The organism is Micromonospora peucetia (assembly GCF_900091625.1).
In the GTDB taxonomy this organism is placed as follows: Bacteria; Actinomycetota; Actinomycetes; order Mycobacteriales; family Micromonosporaceae; genus Micromonospora; species Micromonospora peucetia.
The window spans coordinates 2,068,719-2,087,532 of record NZ_FMIC01000002.1 but is presented as its reverse complement, the minus strand read 5'-3'; the positions used below and the strand labels follow the sequence as shown (position 1 = coordinate 2,087,532).

At 71.0% G+C, this 18,814-nt stretch carries 18 protein-coding genes; 7 read left to right on the top strand and 11 right to left on the bottom strand.

The genetic code is table 11. From position 1 onward, the window contains the following. The first annotated feature begins 89 nt into the window (after positions 1-89). The 3 genes from trxB (at position 90) to GA0070608_RS09775 (ending at position 2,714) form a co-directional block, all read left to right on the top strand. On the top strand, positions 90-1,043 hold the full coding sequence (trxB, locus tag GA0070608_RS09785) for a thioredoxin-disulfide reductase (protein ID WP_091625453.1): 954 nt from the start codon (positions 90-92) through the stop codon (positions 1,041-1,043). A gap of 33 nt (positions 1,044-1,076) precedes the next feature. After that, positions 1,077-1,400: a thioredoxin gene (trxA, locus tag GA0070608_RS09780; RefSeq protein ID WP_091625449.1), complete on the top strand. Its 324-nt coding sequence runs from the start codon at positions 1,077-1,079 to the stop codon at positions 1,398-1,400. 150 nt (positions 1,401-1,550) lie between these two features. Beyond that, positions 1,551-2,714 (top strand): N-acetylmuramoyl-L-alanine amidase, encoded by a 1,164-nt coding sequence (locus tag GA0070608_RS09775; protein WP_091625444.1) that lies wholly within the window; start codon positions 1,551-1,553, stop codon positions 2,712-2,714. A gap of 34 nt (positions 2,715-2,748) precedes the next feature. Here GA0070608_RS09775 and GA0070608_RS09770 read toward each other — a convergent pair whose 3' ends face one another. Then, positions 2,749-3,429, bottom strand: coding sequence for a GNAT family N-acetyltransferase (locus GA0070608_RS09770; RefSeq protein ID WP_091625441.1), 681 nt, complete (start codon positions 3,427-3,429; stop codon positions 2,749-2,751). A gap of 294 nt (positions 3,430-3,723) precedes the next feature. Here GA0070608_RS09770 and GA0070608_RS09765 point away from each other — a divergent pair, with 294 nt between their 5' ends. Both GA0070608_RS09765 and GA0070608_RS09760 read left to right on the top strand, forming a co-directional pair. Continuing rightward, positions 3,724-5,037 carry an aminotransferase-like domain-containing protein gene (locus GA0070608_RS09765; protein ID WP_091625438.1) on the top strand — a complete coding sequence of 438 codons (1,314 nt, stop codon included), beginning with the start codon at positions 3,724-3,726 and terminating at the stop codon, positions 5,035-5,037. A gap of 7 nt (positions 5,038-5,044) precedes the next feature. Then, positions 5,045-6,043 carry a D-alanine--D-alanine ligase family protein gene (locus tag GA0070608_RS09760; RefSeq protein ID WP_091625433.1) on the top strand — a complete coding sequence of 333 codons (999 nt, stop codon included), beginning with the start codon at positions 5,045-5,047 and terminating at the stop codon, positions 6,041-6,043. 221 nt (positions 6,044-6,264) lie between these two features. On the opposite strand, the gene GA0070608_RS09755 is transcribed toward GA0070608_RS09760, so the two are convergent. Both GA0070608_RS09755 and GA0070608_RS09750 read right to left on the bottom strand, forming a co-directional pair. Then, entirely contained in the window at positions 6,265-7,002 is a 738-nt protein-coding gene (locus GA0070608_RS09755; RefSeq protein WP_091634743.1) for a VOC family protein, read from the bottom strand. A gap of 129 nt (positions 7,003-7,131) precedes the next feature. Further along, positions 7,132-7,848, bottom strand: coding sequence for a hypothetical protein (locus tag GA0070608_RS09750; protein ID WP_091625429.1), 717 nt, complete (start codon positions 7,846-7,848; stop codon positions 7,132-7,134). A 1,209-nt stretch (positions 7,849-9,057) separates the two neighbouring features. Between GA0070608_RS09750 and GA0070608_RS09745 the strand changes: the two genes are divergently transcribed. Continuing rightward, positions 9,058-9,237: a hypothetical protein gene (locus GA0070608_RS09745; RefSeq protein ID WP_091625424.1), complete on the top strand. Its 180-nt coding sequence runs from the start codon at positions 9,058-9,060 to the stop codon at positions 9,235-9,237. A 356-nt stretch (positions 9,238-9,593) separates the two neighbouring features. Here GA0070608_RS09745 and GA0070608_RS09740 read toward each other — a convergent pair whose 3' ends face one another. The 8 genes from GA0070608_RS09740 to rpmH form a co-directional block, all read right to left on the bottom strand. Continuing rightward, positions 9,594-10,676 (bottom strand): ParB/RepB/Spo0J family partition protein, encoded by a 1,083-nt coding sequence (locus GA0070608_RS09740; protein ID WP_091625420.1) that lies wholly within the window; start codon positions 10,674-10,676, stop codon positions 9,594-9,596. 27 nt (positions 10,677-10,703) lie between these two features. After that, positions 10,704-12,011, bottom strand: coding sequence for a ParA family protein (locus GA0070608_RS32560; protein WP_091625417.1), 1,308 nt, complete (start codon positions 12,009-12,011; stop codon positions 10,704-10,706). Between the two features lie 276 nt (positions 12,012-12,287). Further along, on the bottom strand, positions 12,288-13,046 hold the full coding sequence (rsmG, locus tag GA0070608_RS09730; RefSeq protein ID WP_323135715.1) for a 16S rRNA (guanine(527)-N(7))-methyltransferase RsmG: 759 nt from the start codon (positions 13,044-13,046) through the stop codon (positions 12,288-12,290). A 166-nt stretch (positions 13,047-13,212) separates the two neighbouring features. Beyond that, on the bottom strand, positions 13,213-13,803 hold the full coding sequence (locus GA0070608_RS09725) for a Jag family protein (RefSeq protein WP_091625413.1): 591 nt from the start codon (positions 13,801-13,803) through the stop codon (positions 13,213-13,215). Positions 13,804-14,018: 215 nt separating this feature from the next. Beyond that, positions 14,019-15,002, bottom strand: coding sequence for a membrane protein insertase YidC (gene yidC / locus GA0070608_RS09720; RefSeq protein ID WP_091625410.1), 984 nt, complete (start codon positions 15,000-15,002; stop codon positions 14,019-14,021). A gap of 3 nt (positions 15,003-15,005) precedes the next feature. After that, positions 15,006-15,245 carry a membrane protein insertion efficiency factor YidD gene (gene yidD, locus GA0070608_RS09715; protein ID WP_218107637.1) on the bottom strand — a complete coding sequence of 80 codons (240 nt, stop codon included), beginning with the start codon at positions 15,243-15,245 and terminating at the stop codon, positions 15,006-15,008. 44 nt (positions 15,246-15,289) lie between these two features. Further along, on the bottom strand, positions 15,290-15,706 hold the full coding sequence (rnpA, locus tag GA0070608_RS09710; protein ID WP_091625403.1) for a ribonuclease P protein component: 417 nt from the start codon (positions 15,704-15,706) through the stop codon (positions 15,290-15,292). Between the two features lie 36 nt (positions 15,707-15,742). Continuing rightward, the gene (rpmH, locus tag GA0070608_RS09705; protein ID WP_088959667.1) at positions 15,743-15,880 is read right to left on the bottom strand and encodes a 50S ribosomal protein L34; all 138 of its coding nucleotides are present in this window, start codon (positions 15,878-15,880) and stop codon (positions 15,743-15,745) included. A gap of 635 nt (positions 15,881-16,515) precedes the next feature. Here rpmH and dnaA point away from each other — a divergent pair. Then, positions 16,516-18,351 carry a chromosomal replication initiator protein DnaA gene (gene dnaA, locus GA0070608_RS09700; RefSeq protein WP_091625398.1) on the top strand — a complete coding sequence of 612 codons (1,836 nt, stop codon included), beginning with the start codon at positions 16,516-16,518 and terminating at the stop codon, positions 18,349-18,351. The last annotated feature ends 463 nt before the right edge of the window (positions 18,352-18,814 follow it).

Here is an 18,814-nt window from a genome sequence, read left to right as displayed (position 1 = left end):
ACATCAGGCTGCCGGCGCCCGCGAGGGGCGTCGGCATCGGATCGGCATCGGTGCGCGCCGATGGCGAACAACACAATCGGGAGACGGCAGTGGACGAGGTCCGCAACCTGATCATCATCGGCTCCGGGCCGGCCGGTTACACGGCTGCGGTCTACGCGGCGCGCGCCAACCTCAAGCCGCTCATCATCGAGGGCGTGCAGTCCGGCGGCGCGCTGATGACGACCACCGAGGTGGAGAACTTCCCCGGTTTTGCCGACGGCATTCTCGGCCCCGAGCTGATGGACAACATGCGCAAGCAGGCCGAGCGGTTCGGCGCGGAGTTCCTCACCGACGACGTGACACGGGTCGAGCTGAAGGACACCGGCAGCCTGGGCTCCGACGCCGTCAGCACCGTCTGGGTGGGCCAGACCGCGTACCGGGCCAGGGCGGTCATCCTCACCACCGGCTCCGCGTGGCGCCCGCTCGGCGTGCCCGGTGAGCAGGAATACCTGGGCCACGGCGTCTCGTCCTGCGCGACCTGTGACGGCTTCTTCTTCCGCAACCAGCACATCGTGGTCGTCGGCGGCGGTGACTCGGCGATGGAGGAGGCCAGCTTCCTCACCCGGTTCGCCGAGTCGGTCACCATCCTCCACCGCCGGGACTCCTTCCGGGCCAGCAAGATCATGGCCGAGCGGGCGCTGAGCAACGACAAGATCAAGGTCGAGTGGAACACCGTGGTCGAGGAGATCCTCGGCGACGACGGAAAGGTGTGCGGTGTGCGGGTACGCAACACGCACACCGGCGAGGCCAAGGTCCTGGACGTCACCGGCGTCTTCGTGGCCATCGGTCACGACCCGCGCAGCGAGCTCTTCCGGGGGCAGGTGGAGCTGGACGACGAGGGCTACGTGAAGGTCGAGGCGCCCAGCACCCGGACCAGCGTGCCCGGTGTCTTCGCCGCCGGCGACCTGGTGGACCACACCTACCGCCAGGCGATCACCGCCGCCGGCACGGGCTGTGCCGCCGCGCTGGACGCCGAACGCTTCATCGCCACGCTGCAGGGCTGAACAACCAAAACACGTCCCGGAGGAGGGGTCATAGTGGGAGCAACGAAGTCGGTCACCGACGCGAGTTTCGCCGCCGACGTACTGAAGTCCGACAAGCCGGTCCTGGTGGACTTCTGGGCCGAGTGGTGCGGCCCGTGCCGCAAGGTGTCGCCGCTGCTGGAGGAGATCGCCGGCGAGATGGGCGACCAGGTCACCATCGTCAAGCTCAACATCGACGAGAACCCGGAGACCGCGCGCGCCTACCGGATCATGTCGGTCCCGACCCTCACCGTCTTCAAGCACGGCGAGCCGGTGCAGTCGATCGCCGGTGCAAAGCCGAAGGGCGAGCTCGTCAAGCTCATCGAATCAGCGCTCTGAGCAGCACCGACGCACGTCGGCCCCGTACCCGGTCGGACCAGGTACGGGGCCGACGGGTTTTCCCCGACGGGCCGCACCCGGCCCCCCGGACCGCATAGCCTCAACCCGGGGCCGCCCGGCCAGCAACCGTCCGCGCAGAGGGGGTCGTGCGTGCGTCCGATCCGACCCGGTGACCGTGGACCGGCGGTGACCGAGATCCGTACGGTGTTGACCGGCCTCGACCTGCTCGCGCCGACGGCGCCGGACGCCGACGAGTTCGACACGCACACCGAACGGGCGGTGCGGGCCTTCCAGCAGTCCCGGGGGCTCAGCGTGGACGGTCGGGTCGGCGCGGAGACCTGGCGGGCCCTGGACGCCGCCCGCTGGCGGCTCGGCGCCCGCACGCTCTACCACGCCGTCCCGGAGCCACTCACCGGTGAGGATGTCCGTTCACTTCAGGAACGACTGCTGGAGATGGGGTACGACGTCGGACGCGCGGACGCCATCTACGGCGTACGGACCTCCCGGGCGGTCGCCCAGTTCCAGCGCGAGGTCGGGCTGACGCCCGACGGCTCGTGCGGGCCACACACCATGAACGCGCTGCGCCGGCTCGGCCGCAAGGTCGTCGGCGGCCGGCCGCAGTGGCTGCGCGAGTCCGACGCCATCCGGCAGTCCGGCCCGACGCTGGTGGGCCGGACCGTCGTCGTCGACCCCGGCCACGGGGGCACCGACCCGGGCGTGGTGGTGCTGTCCGGGCCACTGCGGTGGACCGAGGCGGACCTGGTGCACGACCTGGCAAGCCGGCTGGAGGGCAGGCTCGCCGCCTCCGGCGTCCGGGTGCTGCTCACCCGCGGGCCGGCCCCGGAGGACTGCCTGCCGGACGTCGGGCGGGCGGAGCTGGCCAACTCGCTCGGCGCCGACGTGTTCATCTCGCTACACCTCGACGGGCACGACAACCCGGAGGCCGAGGGGGTGGCGACCTACCACTACGGCACCGACAACGGGGTCACCTCGGCGACCGGGGAGCGGCTGGCCGGGCTGGTGCAGCGAGAGATCGTCGCCCGCACCGGGCTACGTGACTGCCGTACGCACGCGAAGGCGTGGGACCTGCTCCGGCTGACCCGGATGCCGGCCGTACGCGTCGAGGTCGGCTACCTCACCTCGCCCACCGACCGGGCCCGGCTGGTCGACCCCCGGTTCCGGGACCGGGTGGTGGAGGCCATCGTGGCCGCCGTGCAGCGGATGTACTTCCCCGTCGAGCGGGACGTCCCCACCGGCTCGATCAACGTGAGCGAGCTGCGGGCGGTGGTGGCCGCCGGAACGGTGGTCGACTGAACCGCCGGCCCTCCGGACGCGTCGGGGCCCGGTGTCAGCCGGCCGTCGAACGGGTGGCCGGAGCCGGACGGACCGGCCGGAGCAGCGTCTCGGGGCTCATCGAGCCGAGCAGCTTCTCCAACGCGTACTCGACGTCGGACTTCCAGCTCAGCGCGGTCCGCAGCTCCAGCCTCAGGCGGGGAAAGCGCGGGTGCGGGCGGACCGTCTTGAAGCCCACGGAGAGAAAGAAGTCGGCCGGGGCGACGCAGGCGCCGGTGGGGTCGGCCGCGTCGCCGAACTTGGCGTCGCCGAACTTGGCGTCGCCGAACGCCTCGATCGCCTTGATGCCGCGCTTGGTGAGGTCCCGGGCGACGCCCTGGACCAGCATCCGGCCCAGCCCGCCGCCGGCGAAGGCGGGCACGACGTTGGCCGTCATCAGCAGCGCGGCGTCGGCGGAGACCGGGGAGGTGGGGAACGCCATCGAGCGGGGCACGTAGGCCGGCGGGGCGTACAGGACGAAGCCGGCTGGCATCCCGTCGACGTAGACGAGCTTTCCGCAGGATCCCCACTCCAGCAGCGTCTGCGAGACCCAGGCCTCCTTCTCCAGCCCCGGGTCGCCCGCGGCACAGGCCCGGTCCGCCGAAACCGGATCAAGCTCCCAGTAGACGCACTGCCGGCACGGACGGGGCAGGTCCTCCAGGGTGTCGAGGGTCAAGCTGACCAGACGTCGCGACATTGACGCATCCCCACACTAGGCTCAGGGGCGAGAGCGGCACCGGAATGACAACGCCGCCTTCCTGCCCCCGACGAGCGATCGTACGCCGCGAACGGACGCCGTGGGAGGGGACGCGCGAATGCCCCTCCTTCCGAGGTTGCCGACCGGGGTCCGCGATGTGGACGCCCGTCACGTCCCGGTGACGTCCTGCCAGGTGGCGGCTAGGATCGACACCGGCGTCCCGCGTCGCCATGGTCGTCGGTGTCCCGGGTACGCCGGGGTGGGAGCCACCCGAGCAGCCATCGAGGTGATGTCATGACCGGCACGACGCTCGACGACTACACCGACCGGTACGCCCGCCGGGTGCGGGGCATGACCGCCTCGGAGATCCGCGCGCTCTTCGCGGTGGCCAGCCGGCCGGAGGTGGTCTCGCTCGCTGGCGGCGCTCCCTACATCGCGGCCCTGCCGCTCGACGCGGTCGGCGAGATGCTCGGCCGGCTCGGCGCCGAGCACGGCGCCACCACCCTCCAGTACGGCATCGGCCAGGGCACCCTTGAGCTGCGCGAGCGGATCTGCGAGGTGATGGCCCTCTCCGGCATCGACGCCGCCTGCGGCGCTTCCCCGGACGACGTGGTGGTCACCGTTGGCGGGCAGCAGGCCCTCGACCTGGTGGCCCGGCTCTTCCTCGACCCGGGGGACGTGGTGCTCGCCGAGGGGCCGACCTACGTCGGCGCGCTCGGGGTGTTCCAGGCCGCCCAGGCGCAGGTCGCGCACGTGCCGATGGACGACGACGGGCTGATTCCGGAGGCGCTGGAAGCGGTCATCGCCGAGCAGGCGCGCGCCGGCCGGCGGGTCAAGTTCCTCTACACCATCCCCACCTACCAGAACCCGACCGGCGTGACGCTGACCGAGGAGCGGCGGGAGCGGGTGCTCGACATCTGCGAGCGCGCCGGCCTGCTGGTGGTCGAGGACGACCCGTACGGTCAGCTGGGTTTCGAGGGGGACGCGCCGGCGCCGCTGCGCGCGCGGCGCCGCGACGGGGTCTTCTACCTCAGCACCTTCTCCAAGACCTTCGCCCCCGGTCTGCGGGTCGGCTGGATCCTCGCGCCGCACGCCGTCCGCGACAAGCTGGTCATCGCCAGCGAGGCGCAGATCCTCTGCCCGAGCGGCTACGCGCAGGCCGCCGTCTCCACCTACCTCGGCACCATGCCCTGGCGGGAGCAGCTCAAGGTCTACCGCGAGGTCTACCGGGAACGCCGAGACGCGATGCTCGCCGCACTGGACGACCTGATGCCCGCCGGCACGACCTGGACGACGCCGGGCGGCGGCCTCTTCGTCTGGGCGACCCTGCCCGACGGCCTCGACTCGAAGGCGATGATGCCGCGGGCCATCGCCGCCCGGGTGGCATACGTGCCGGGCACCGGCTTCTACGCCGACGGCACCGGCACCGGCAACATGCGGCTCAACTTCTCGTTCCCGTCCCCCGAGCGGATCCGCGAGGGTGTGCGTCGGCTGGCCGGCGTGATGGAGCAGGACATCGCCATGCGGCGGGTGTTCGGCGCGGTCGGCCGCCCCGGTGCGCGGCGCGGGCAGGCCGGCGCGGACACGCCGGGACCCGACTTGGCATGATTCCGGCATGGCTCCCACCGCTGCCGACCGTGCTCTCGTGACCGACCCGGCCGTCACCGCCGACCTGCGGGTGCTGGTGCTCGCCGGCGGCCTCTCCTACGAACGTGACGTCTCGCTCCGGTCCGGGCGCCGGGTGCTCGACGCGCTGCGCGCGGTCGGGATGGACGCCGAGTTGCGGGACGCCGACGTGGCGCTGCTGCCCGCCCTCACCGCCGATCCACCGGACGCCGTCGTGATCGCCCTGCACGGTGCCACCGGCGAGGACGGATCGCTGCGCGGAGTACTCGACCTCTGCGGCATCCCGTACGTGGGGTGCGACGCCCGCGCGTCGCGGCTCGCCTGGGACAAGCCCTCGGCAAAGGCGGTGCTCCGCGAGGCCGGCATCCCGACCCCCGACTGGGTCGCCCTTCCGCACGACCGGTTCTCCGAGTTGGGCGCTGTGGCGGTGCTGGACCGGATCGTCGAGCGGCTGGGGCTGCCGCTCATGGTGAAGCCCACCCAGGGCGGTTCGGGGCTGGGCGCCGCCGTGGTCCGGGACGCGGCATCCCTGCCGGCCGCGATGGTCGGCTGCTTCGCGTACGACTCGACGGCGCTGGTCGAGCGGTACGTGCCCGGCATGGACGTTGCGGTCTCCGTGGTCGACCTGGGCAACGGGCCGCGCGCCCTGCCGGCGGTGGAGATCGTCCCCCGCAACGGGGTGTACGACTACGCCGCCCGCTACACCGCCGGCCGGACGACCTGGCACACGCCCGCACGACTGGAGCCGGAGGTGGCCAACGCGGTGGCCGACGTCGCGCTGGCCGCACACACCGCGCTGGGCCTACGCGATCTGAGCCGCGTCGACCTCATCGTGGACTCCGCCGGGCAGCCGCACGTGCTGGAGGTCAACGTCTCGCCGGGGATGACCGAGACCTCGCTGCTGCCGCTCGCGGTCCAGGCAGCCGGCCTGGACTTCGGCAGGATGGTCGGGACCCTGGTGGCCCGCGCCGCAGCCCGACACCCCTGACCGACCGGTCTGCCACACCCCACAGGTCAGCCGCACCGCGGTCCGACCCGCACTGGCCAGCCGCACCGGTCCCGATCTGCCACGGTCAGCCACACCCCGTTCCGACCTGCGACGGGCGGCCACTCGGAGGAAGTTCCTCCGAGTGGCCGCCCGTCGCGCGTCCAGAGCGTGTCGCAAAGTCCGGGCTGGTGGCCGTAGTGAGCGGCTGACGGGGGCTCAGGTCAGCCTGGGGTGAGGAGGCAGAACTCGTTGCCTTCCGGGTCTGCGAGGACGGTCCACGGGACATCGTTTTGGCCTAGGTCGATGGCGGTGGCGCCGAGAGTCCGCAGTCTGGCCGCCTCGGCCTCCAGGTCGTCACCTGGGTATGGGCGGAGGTCGAGATGGACGCGGTTCCACACGGTCTTCACGTCGGGTGTGCGGAGGAACTGCAGATATGGGCCGACGCCCTTGGCGGAGCGCAGTACCGCGTTGTGGTCGGTCACCTTGTGCAGGGTCCAGTCCATGGCCTTGCCCCAGAAGCGGGCCATGGCTCGCGGATTCGCGCAGTCGACCACTACCGTGGCGATCGGTCCGGTGTCTCGGTTCGGGTCGTGCCAGTCCAGCACGCAGAACTCGTTGCCCTCTGGATCGGCCATGACCGTCCATGGGACGTCGCCCTGGCCTACGTCGGCAGGTGTTGCGCCGAGATCCTTCAGGCGCGTGACCACCTCCGCCTGATGGGCCGCCGAGGTGGTGGCGAGGTCGACGTGCACGCGGTTCTTCACCGTCTTGGGTTCCGGGGAGACGATGAGGTCGAGACAGACAGCGACGGGGTCGGGGTAGACGAAGCCCTCGGGTTCGAGGTTGGTCACGCCGGGTCCCTCGCTGGAGACTCTCCAGCCGAGCGCCTCCGCCCAGAAACCGCCCAGCGCGGAGTCGTCCCGAGCCTTCATGTTGATTTGAACCAGCCGCGTTGCCATGCCGCCGATGCTAGGGCCCGTCGAGTCTGCGGTGGTGCCCGAACCGGAGTGACCGTTCGGCGTGGAGCAGGCGGCCACCATTCACCTCGCGCCATCAACGAGTGGCTGTGACCGACTTCGACACGGGCCTTAGGCGTCCCTGGTGGGTGCCTCGACCTCCGGCTCCTCTGTTGGCGGAGTCTCCTCGGCGGACCCGATCACGGACACCGGCTCGCCCTCCGGAGGCTCTTCGTCGGCCGGGGGCTGCCCGGTGAAGCTGGACGGCGCCTGCCACTGGATACGCGGGGGCTCAGCCAGCGGGCGCCCCCCGAACTCCGCCAGCCAGGCGGCGACCATGGCGAGGTTCTCCCGCCACCGCGCCTCCGAGATGGGCGGCAGGATGGAGTCCCACAGGGAGAGGAAGGTCCCCCGTAGCTGGAGCTGTCCGTAGGGGCGGGCGAGGAACCACATGTGCAGGTGCGCCGAGCCGTCACCCCAGCGGTTGACGTGCACCCGGGCGACCCCGTCGAGGGACCGGATGGCCCGCTCCAGCCGTACGGTCATCACGCCCAACTCGGCGGCGAGGAGATTCGGCAGGTCTCCGAGATCCAGATGCGAACGGGATTCCAGGATCAGCACCATCGGCAGCCCGGTGGGGCGGTCCATGGCGCGTACCCGCCATCGCTCACCCACCCAGATGTAGGCGTCGTCGGGGGCCTTGCAGGCCGTGCATTCCCGGTGCCCCTCGCCCTTACGCGGCGGTTCGACCGGGACCGGGTCATCGAGTTGCCTTACACGAAGGTCGCCCTCGAAGGGAAAGGACGGCCACTGGGTGAAGTCCGGAACTAACGGAGGGGTGTCGTGCACGACGCTGACACTAACCGGTTCCGGCACCGCTGTCCCTACCCCGAACGATCGACGGAGCGGTGTCACTCCGGCCGCGATACGGGGCGGAGAGCAACTCTGTCCACAGGTATCCACAGGCCGATGAGACCCCGAACACATGCCGTCATCCACAGGCTGGCACCCCGTTCCACGCGGGGTTTCACGTGAAACGGGGTGACCCTGTGGATAACCCCTGTGGATAACTTTCGGGCCCGCCTCCCAAATTCTCTGTCGAGTCGGAGGCGCCGGTTTCACGTGAAACCAGAGGCGCGACCGACAGGCTTCGCCCTCGCCAGCCAGCCACCGCTGATGCCCCGCAGCTCGGGAATCGTTGGAGGTCGGGTCGGCGAAACCTGCGGGTCGGCGCCTGCAAGTCGGGGCAGGGGTGAGACCGGACAGGCGGGCCAGCGACGACGGTTGGCCGCATGTCGCTCCGCCACCGACGGGTAGCGGTGGCGGAGCATCTTCGCCAGAGTTGCACTCACGCCGTCGGGCACCGAAGTTGCACCCTGGTCACGGGGCGGTGCCAGTCGCGCCGGGCGACAGCGGGTTCCGCATCTTCGTGTCGCCGACCTGTTCGGGGTCACCCTCACCGCGACGCACGCGTCCGGCTGGCACCAACCGCGCACCTGCGGAGAGAGCGCCCGACCACCGGGGACGGCCGCCGTCGAGGCGGTGGGACCCCAGACGAACCAGGTTCTCTCACGGCGCCAGGGCGCCAAGCGAATCAGAAGCCCGGCGGTACGGCCCTGGGCACGCTGGACGCCAACGACCGTGGTGCCGTCACGGCTGGGACGTCAACGCGCCGGCACGACGTTCTGAGGGCGTCTAACGGTGGGACGTGCGGGGCGCCCGCCCAGCCCCGGCTTCCGAGAACGGCGGCGGTGTCGCGGCGGTGCCGTGATACCGGAGGGGGCCATGACGGCGCTCGGCTCCAACTCGCCGAGGCCGGCCTCCACTCCGACGCCCTGCGGGCCCCTGTTCGCCGGGAGGGAGGCCGGCGTGGGTTCACCCGCGGGTCGAACGACCCACGCCGCGATCAGGACCGCACAGACCGGCGGGTGCACAGGCGGGACGGGTTTCACGTGAAACCGGCCGCCCTGCACCTGGCGACCGGGAAACGGCGGCGAGGGCTCCCGAATTCCCCTGATCCACGCCTTGGGTTTCACGTGAAACACCGGATTGCTTCCCATGGCTCCGCAAGTACACCCGGACGAGGAATTCTGGACGGCCTCCGGCGGCCTGGACGTACCGCTGCACGTCCGCCACCTCGCCGTGGGCCGGTCCTACAACGGTCAGGGACTCGGTGCCCGGATGCTGCACGAGGCGGCCTGGCGGGCCGCCCAGGCGAGGAGGCCTACCTGCGACTGAACGCCTGGAAGGCCAACGCCGCCCTGCACCGCTACTACCTCGGTCAAGGCTTCCGGCACGTCAGAACGGTCGACGTGCCGGGTCGCAACTCGGTTGCCCTGTGCGAGCGGCCAATCTCGCTGCGGCGGCCCTCGGCCACCGGCACACCACCCGCGTTGGACAGTCATGACGCATCAGAGTCAACTGGACGATAATCACCAGCGGGGCTCGGACGAGTCGCCTCACCTGATGAGCTACCGGCGCCTCGACCCGCAGCACACGAAGCGGCCGCGTGACCTGAGGGGTCACGCGGCCGGCGATACTGCCGTTCACATCGGCACCGAACCCGGTCGTACAGCCGACCGGGCCGACGGAGGTCAGGCCTCCGGCTCCTCCTCCTGGCCGACGCCGATGAGGTCGACGATCCGCTCCAGGTCGTCGACCGTCGCGAACTCAATCGTGATCTTGCCCTTACTCCGGCCGATGTCCACCTTCACGCGGGTGTCGAACCGGTCGGAGAGCCGGTCGGCCAGATCCGTGAGCGCGGGGGCGTGCGGCCTCGGACGGCGCTTGGCCGCCTCCTTCGTGCTCGTACCATCGCTCAGGGCCAGCGCGACGATCTCCTCGGTCGCGCGGACCGAGATCCCCTCGGCGACGATGCGGAGTGCGAGCTGTTCCTGCGCCTCGGAATCGTCGAGGCTCAGCAGCGCGCGAGCGTGCCCGGCAGAGAGGATGCCTGCGGCGACCCGCGTCTGCACCGGCGCCGGCAGGTTGAGCAGGCGAATGGTGTTCGAGATCTGCGGCCGGCTCCGCCCGATGCGTCGGGCGAGCTCCTCGTGGGTGGCGCCGAACTCGTCCAGCAGCTGCTGGTAGGCGGCTGCCTCTTCCAGCGGGTTCAGGTTCGCCCGATGGATGTTCTCCAGCAACGCGTCGCGGAGCATGGCGTCGTCGCGGGTGTCCCGGATGATCGCCGGAATGTTCTCCCGCCCGACGGCCTCTGCGGCCCGCCAGCGCCGTTCGCCCATGACCAGCTCGTACTTCTCGTCGTCGAGCTGCCGTACGACGATCGGCTGGAGAAAGCCGACCTCCTGGATCGAGGTCTTCAGCTCCTCCAGGGCGTCCTCGTCGAAGACCTGGCGGGGCTGTTTCGGGTTCGGCACGATCGCGTCGACCGGGATCTCAGCGAACCTGGCACCCGGCACCGGGCTGAGCACGGGCTGAGGCTCGGGCTGCGCCGCAACGGCCGGGCTCACCACGGCCGTTGCCGCCGCCTCGGTCTGCGCGCCGGCGCCGTCGTCGGCGGCCGTCTGCGCGCCGGCGACGACGTCGGCCGCCAACGTCTCAGCCGTGCTGATCGGTTCGGCGGGGGTGATCGGCTCGATCACGGCGGTCGGCGCCGGCCCGGTCGGGATGAGCGCCCCAAGGCCCCGTCCCAGACCGCCCCGAGGACGGTTCTTCATGCCACGCCTCCCAGCGACTGTTCCGCACTACGCATTCCGGTTCACCGGCTCCTTGACGCCACGCTCGGCGATCTCCTGGGCGGCTTCGAAATAGCTCGTCGCCCCCCGCGATCCCGGATCGTAGGTCATCACCGACTGGCCGTAGCTGGGTGCCTCCGAAACACGGACGTTGCGGGGGATGACCGCCTGGAGAACCTTGTCGCCGAAGTGGTTCCGCACGTCCTGCTCGACGGCGTCGGCCAGCCGGGTACGCCGGTCGTACATGGTGAGCAGGATGGTGGAGACGTCGAGCTTGGGGTTGAGGTGCTGACGGACCAGGTTGATGTTGTTGATCAGCTGGTTCAGCCCTTCCAGCGCGTAGTACTCGCACTGGATCGGAATGAGCACCTCCTGCGCGGCCACGAGCGCGTTGACCGTGAGCAGGCCGAGCGAGGGCGGGCAGTCGATGAAGACGTAGTCGAATTGGCCGGGGTAGGCGTCGATCGCCCGGGACAGCCGGGACTCGCGCGCGACCACCGACACCAGCTCGATCTCCGCGCCGGCAAGGTCGATCGTCGCCGGTACGCACCAGAGGTTGGGGATGCCCTCGACGCCCTGGGCGACCTCCTCCAGCGGAACGCTGTTGATGAGGCAGTCGTAGACGTCCGGCACGCCGGTGTGGTGCGGGACGTTCAGCCCGGTCGAAGCGTTGCCCTGCGGGTCCAGGTCGACCACGAGCACGCGGTTGCCGTGCAGGGCGAGCGCCACCGCAAGGTTCACGGTGGTCGTGGTCTTTCCCACGCCGCCCTTCTGGTTCGCGACGCACATGACCCGGGTCCGTTCCGGCCGAGGCATTGTCACCTCGCCACTCGGATTCAGGATCTGCACGGCGCGCATCGCCTCCATAGCCAACGGTGGGTCATCCTCTTCGCGCGTCGGGGTTTCACGTGAAACGTACGCGGCCTTGGCGGCGGCGGCCCCATGGGAGCCGGCCGGGGACGCGGACGTGTCCGTGACGGGAACGGATTCGGGGGTCGAGCCCGGCACCGAGTCGGGGATGGGCTGCTGCGGCACGGGAGACTCGAACCGGGCCAAGGTCGAGGCGTTGCGCCGGATGGGGGTCGCCCGACCGCCGGGCGAATTGCCGGGGCGCGGCCCGTCGAACGTGACGCGCGGCGCCGGAGGCTCCGGCGCAACACCGTCCGGCCGGGCTGCCGCATCACGATCCGGCGGTCGGGTCGACCGGCCGCGGGGCGGCCCGTCGGGCGCCCAGCTCGGGTAGTCGGTTTCACGTGAAACCGGGTCGCCCGTCGACCCGGTCACGCGTGGATCGTCGTACCTGCCGTCGTCATGCACCTGTCATCCCTGCCCGCTTCGGATGGTCGGTCCGCACCGCGTCAACTGGCCGCACGCGATCGCACCGCGGAGCGTGCGGCCCGGCGGGAGCGGCGGGACCGGTGAACGTCCGTTGCCGCCCGCTCCACACTATCGACGCGCAGCCAGCCTACGGCTCACGGGCGCAGCCGGTCCACGTCGGGTTCTCATCCTTCCGCCCACCCGCACCGGTTCAACGACACAACCGCCGGACGGGAAGCCGGCACCCGGACATCCGGCGTGGACTCCGACAGGGACTCAGCGCCGCCGGGGCCGGCCGCCACCCGACCGTTTGGCGGCCTTGGGTCGACCCGGCCCGACCATCCGCTCCCGCACGATCTCCACCACCGTCGTCGGCGGATCGATCACTCCCTCGCCGCAGCGGTGCACCTCGGGCTCACCGCCGCCCAGCCGGGCCACGGTCTGCGCGTGCTCGGCGACCTCGTCGGCGGCGGACGCGCCCTTGAGGGCGATCAGCCGACCGCCGCGCACGGCCAGCGGCAGGCACCACGTCGAGAGCCGGTCCAGCGGTGCGACGGCACGCGCGGTCACCACGTCACCGCTCAACGGGCCGACGCCTGTCGACCCGTTCGCCGCCTCGTCGGCCCGCCCCCGGAACACCCGGACCATCTTTGTCAGCCCGAGGTGCTGCACCGCCTCGATGAGGAAGGAGGTGCGCCGGGCGAGCGGTTCGATCAGGGTCACCGTCAGGTCGGGGCGCGCGATGGCCAGCACCAGGCCGGGCAGCCCGGCCCCGGAACCGACGTCGAGCACCGTCGCGCCCTCCGGGATCCGCTCGGCCACCGCCGCGCAGTTGAGCAGGTGGCGATCCCAGATCCGCGGCGCCTCGCGCGGGCCGATCAAGCCACGGAGCACGCCGTCGGTGGCGAGCAGTTCGGCGTACGCGGCAGCCAACTCGATCCGGTCGCCGAAGAGGGTGCGTGCCGCACCTGCCAGCTCCGGCGGCAGCACCGCAACAGCCGGCGGGGGCGTGGCTTCGGTGACGGCCGGCGCCAGCCGGGCGTCGGCATCCGCAGCCGGCGACGGCGCGGCGTCAGAATCCGCGGCCGGCGACGGCGCGGCGGGGGTCACGTTCGGCTCGGGCCGGACAGGGGACGGCCCGGGCGGCGTGCCACCCGGGCCGTCCACGGCACCGGCCGTGGTGTCGTCGTGGGTCACCCGGTCAGTCCGCCGGCCGGACGATGATGCGCCGGGTCGGCTCGACGCCCTCGGACTCGCTCTCCACGCCACTCATCGCGTTGACCACGTCGTGTACGCACTTGCGCTCGAACGCGGACATCGGCTCCAGGCGCACGGGCTCACCGTGCTCCTTGACCTTCTCCACGGCGTTCTTGGCGACTGCGGCGAGTTCCTTGCGGCGGGTGGCCCGGTAGCCGCCGACGTCGAGCAGCAGCCGGCTCGGGGTACCGGTCTGCCGAAAGACGGCCAGCCGGGCGAGTTCCTGGAGCGCCTCCAGGGTGGCGCCGCGCTGACCGACCAGGTTCTGCAGCCGAGCGCCGACCACCTCGACGACGGGGCGACCGCCGGAGACCAGCTCGTCGATGTCGCCGTCGTAGTCGAGGATGTCGAGCAGGCCCTCGACGTAGTCGGCCGCGATCTCGCTCTGCCGGAACAGTTCGCTCTCGCCGACCGTCTTCTTCTCCCGGATGCCCGACTCCTCGTCGGTCTCCGCGGTGTCGCCGTTCACCGCGGTCGGCTCGGTCCCCTCGTCGTCCAGGGACTGGTCGGCTTGGGGGGTGCTGGTGTCGGTCACGGTCTCATCTCCGTACTCGCTCGGCCGGACCGTCGGGTCCGCTGGTTCCCCGGGGCCGGCGGGAGGTCGCCGGTACCCACGGGCACGTCTGTCGTACGGGCAGTCTCGCCCGTGGGCCGCGTCGCACGCGGCGGTTCCGCCCGGCGCCGGCCGTACGGCGGCTGCACAGTGCGGAACGGGCCGCCGCCGGTGTCCCGACGGCGGCCCGGAGGTTCTCAGCCCTGCCGCTTGGCGGGGCGGCCCTTCTTGGGGTTGGCCGGCTTGGCGCCCGGCTTGGGGCCGGCGATCTTCGGCGCGACCGGCTTGGCCGGGGCCTGGGGGGCCGGCTTGCCGCGGCCCAGCAGGCCGCCCAACTTCGCCGGCTGCACGGGGTTGCGGGTCGAGGTGACCGGCTTGCTGGTGGCGGTCGGCGGCGGCGGGAACTTACGCAGCACCCACTGCTGCTGGCCGAGGGTGAAGAGGTTGTTCGTGACCCAGTAGATGATCACACCGATGGGGAAGATGGCGCCGGAGATGAGCAGCGACAGCGGGATGCCGTAGAGCATCAGCTTCTGGATCATCCGCTGCTGCGGGTCCTCGGCCCAGCCGGTCTTGAGGATCATCTGACGGCTGGTGAGGTAGGTGGTGCCCATCATCATCAGCACCAGAATGCCGGCGATGACCTTCACGGTGGTGCCGTTGGCACCGAGCCGGGCCAGTTCGTCGGCGGTCGAGCCGAACTTGCCGGCGATCGGTGCGGTGAAGAGCTTCGCGGCCGAGGCGCTCTCGAACTGGGTGACCGTCCAGCCGTAGAGGGTCTTGCCCCCGTTGGCCGGGTCGAGCCGGCGGAGCACGTGGAAGAGGCCCAGGAAGACGGGGATCTGGAGGAACATCGGAAGGCAGCCCATGAGCGGGTTGGCCTTTTCCTTCCGGTAGAGCTCCATCATCTCTTTCTGGAGCGTCTCCCGGTCACCCTTGTGCTTCTCCTGCAGCGCCTTCACCTGCGGCTGGAGCGCCTGCATCGCGCGCTGCGACTTGATCTGCTTGACGAAGACGGGGAACAGGATCACCCGGACGGTGACCACCAGGAAGACGATGGCGAGGATCCAGGCCCAGTTCGTGCCGATTACCGCCGTGTCCGGCACCCGGATGGCGTCCCAGGCCCCATGCCAGGCCAGCAGGATCCACGAAATCGCGTAGTAGATCCAGTCGAGACTCAATTCTCAGGCTCCAGTCGCATCGGCACGGCGGCGGTCGCCCGGCTCAGGCACCGGGTCGTGTCCACCTGGGTGGAAGGGGTGGCAGCGCAACAGCCGCCGGGCCGTCAGGCCCGCTCCCCGGATCGCGCCGTGCACCGCCACCGCCTCCAGGGCGTAGGCACTGCACGACGGGTAGAACCGGCAGCGGGCCGGCAGAGCCGGACTTATCCACCGACGGTACGCGACGATGGGCCCGCTCAGCACCCGGGCACCGATCGTCGTCGGCCGTGGCCCGGTCGGTCCGGCGGTCACCGGGACCGCCGTCCGCGGGGCGCCGTCGCCGCGGCGATAGCCGCATCGAGATCGGTGCCGAGTCGCGGGTACGACGCGTCGGCCGCGGCGGGCAACGCCCGTACGACCAGGGTGCTTCCCGCGGGCAGACCGGTCAGCCGCTCACGGACCAGGTGTCGCAGGCGACGCCGGACCCGGTTGCGGACCACGGCGTTCCCGACGGCCTTGGACACGACGAAGCCGGCGCGGGCCGGTCCGGAGGGTTGCTCCGTCCCGGTGCTCCGCGCCGGCTCCGGCGAGGTTGCTGTCGTGGCGTCGGGGGTCGTCGGCAGGCTCAGGTGGACAACGACGGCACCACGGCCGGCACGTCGACCACCCCGGACCGCTGCGGCGAAGTCAGTGCTACGCCGCAGTCGCTGTGCGGCCGCCAGCACGACTGTCCACGTCCCCCGGACCTGACCGTGTCGGCCTCAGGCCGACAGGCGGGTGCGGCCCTTGGAGCGACGGGTCGAAAGGATGGCGCGGCCGGCACGGGTGCGCATGCGCAGCCGGAAGCCGTGGGTCTTCGCGCGGCGGCGGTTGTTCGGCTGGTAGGTGCGCTTGCTCACGTCAGGCTCTCCGTTTTCGTACGCCCCGGGCGAGGGGTCGCCGGGATCGTGTGGTGGTCCAGGCCACCTCGGCGGTGGCCCCCGATCGGTGCTGCCCGGCGGAGCGGGACCTCGGCGATGCAGGGAAGCGACCGCGGACAGCAAGCACCCATCACCCTAGCAGAGGGCGAGAGAGCAGCCATTTCAGCCTACGCAGGGCGACAACCACCGTCAAACACCCCCAGCAGGGCGGTACGCCGGGCCCCACCGGCGACCGAAGCGGCGGTTTTCGCTGATGTTGACAAGGGTCGCCGCGCGTCACCGGTTGATGGCGCGCGGACAACGCTGTTACCGTGCCCGATTGCGGTCAGCGTCGAAAAGTCCGGTCGTCGCCGGCGGCCAAGACCGGACAAGGTAGTGAATCGTTCGGCACGATGAACCCGCTTCAGCGCCCGTTCAGGCAGGGGGCAGGTCCGACCCGCGTCCGGCGGGCGGCCACAATCGGTGCGTACACAGGCTGTGGATAACTTGTGGACGAGGACCGGTCGGTCGCCCGGTGGGTGTCGTTTCCACCCGCGCGAACGCGCCGGGCCCGGGACGGCCGACCGGAGAAGACAGCGGCGTCGGCGGAGCAGAGGCGAGGGGGTGGCACGACGGTGACCGGTACGACCGACCTTGCCGCGGTGTGGACAGCGACGACCGACGAACTCGCCGACGAGATCATCTCCGCGCAGCAGCGGGCGTACCTGCGGCTGACCCGGCTACGGGCCATCGTCGAGGACACCGCGCTGCTCTCCGTTCCCGACGCCTTCACCCGGGACGTGATCGAGTCCCGGCTGCGCCCGGCGATCACGGAGGCGCTCACCCGCCGGCTGGGTCGGCCGATCCAGGTAGCGGTGACCGTACGCCTGCCCGAGGGCGGCTCCGGCCGCCCGGCGGGCACCGTCTATCGCAGCGGGCCCGAGACCGGGCCGGCCAACCACGACGGCGGGCCGCTCGACTACACCGACGCACCGCCGGGCTTCGACGGGATGGTCGGGCACCGGGACGGCGCGGCCCTCGACGCGGGGCAGCCGCCACACATCCCCGAGCAGGCGCACCCCCAGCGGCGGCCCGACGCCTCGTCGCCGGACGACGACGGGCACCGGCCGGGCGATCGGGGCGGGCAGGAGGCCCTCTTCAGCACGGCCTTCGCCGAGCCGCCGCGGGGTGACCGGTCGGCGCCGGTCCGGCACCCGGCCGAGCGTCGGGGCTACGACGAGCATGCCTCCCGGCTGGACCCGCCGGCCGACGCCCGGGGGTACGAGCCCCGCTACCGCGAGGACGCCGACTCTCCACGGGACCAGCACGTGATCCGGGCCATGCCCCGCGACACCGGCACCGACAGCGGCCCCGGCCGGGGTGGCGCGGATCACCGGACAGGTGGCCGGGACGACCGCCGGATGCCCGGCGCCGACAGCGGTGGCAACCGGCTCAACCCCAAGTACATGTTCGAGACGTTCGTCATCGGCTCGTCCAACCGCTTCGCCCACGCGGCGAGCGTCGCGGTCGCCGAGTCGCCGGCGAAGGCGTACAACCCGCTGTTCATCTACGGCAGCTCCGGGCTGGGCAAGACGCACCTGCTGCACGCCATCGGGCACTACGCCACGACGCTGGGAAACGCGCGCTCGGTCCGGTACGTCTCGACCGAGGAATTCACCAACGACTTCATCAACTCGCTCCGGGACGACAAGACCAGTGCGTTCCAGCGGCGCTACCGCGACGTCGACATCCTGCTGATCGACGACATCCAGTTCCTGGAGAACCGTGAGCGCACGCAGGAGGAGTTCTTCCACACGTTCAACACGCTGCACAACGCCAACAAGCAGATCGTGATCACCTCCGACCGGTCGCCGAAGCAGCTCGCTACCCTGGAGGACCGGCTGCGTACCCGCTTCGAGTGGGGGTTGCTGGCCGACATCCAGCCGCCGGACCTGGAGACCCGGATCGCCATCCTCCAGAAGAAGGCGGCGCAGGAGCGCCTCTACGCCCCGCCGGACGTGCTGGAGTTCATCGCCTCGCGGGTGTCGAACTCGATCCGGGAGCTGGAGGGTGCGCTGATCCGGGTGACGGCGTTCGCCAGCCTGACCCGCGCCACGGTCGAGTTGTCGCTGGCGGAGGAGGTGCTGCGGGACTTCATCCCGGACGGCACCGGGCCGGAGATCACCGCCGACCAGATCATGGTCTCCACCGCCGACTACTTCGGGGTCAGCCTGGAGGACCTGCGCGGCCACTCCCGCTCCCGGGTGCTGGTGAACGCCCGCCAGGTGGCCATGTACCTGTGCCGGGAGCTGACCGACCTGTCACTGCCCCGGATCGGGCAGGCCTTCGGCGGCCGGGACCACACCACCGTCATGCACGCCGACCGCAAGATCCGTCAGCAGATGGCCGAACGCCGGTCGCTCTACAACCAGATCGCCGAGCTGACCAACCGGATCAAGCAGAACACCTGACGCGTACGCCCGCGCCCACGGCGGAGAGGGGCGACCGACGCGCCCGGCCGGACCATCGGCCGGGCGTTTTTTCGTCCGCCACGGAAGCGTTTCTGGCGTTCCCGACGGCCCGGCGCTTGACCCTCGACATGGTGGAGACCACAACATCTGAGCCGTGTCCGTCCACCGCCCGGATCGTTGTCCACAACTCGTCGTCCACAACCTGTGGAAAACTACCGTCTGCCCACCTCTCGGTTACCCACAGCTTGTGGAAAAACCCTGGGGACAGGCTGTGGACGCCTGTGGGAAACCGGGTGGTTGTCCACAGGCGACGGTTCGCCTGTGGGAGACCTGTTGAAGGTTCTGGGGATAACGCCGTTTGCGCGGCTTCCGGCTGTCCACAGAACTGGGGAGAAAGTCGGTGGACAACCGGTGGACAGCCTGTGGACAACGGTGGACAGCCTGTGGACGACGACAGCCTGTG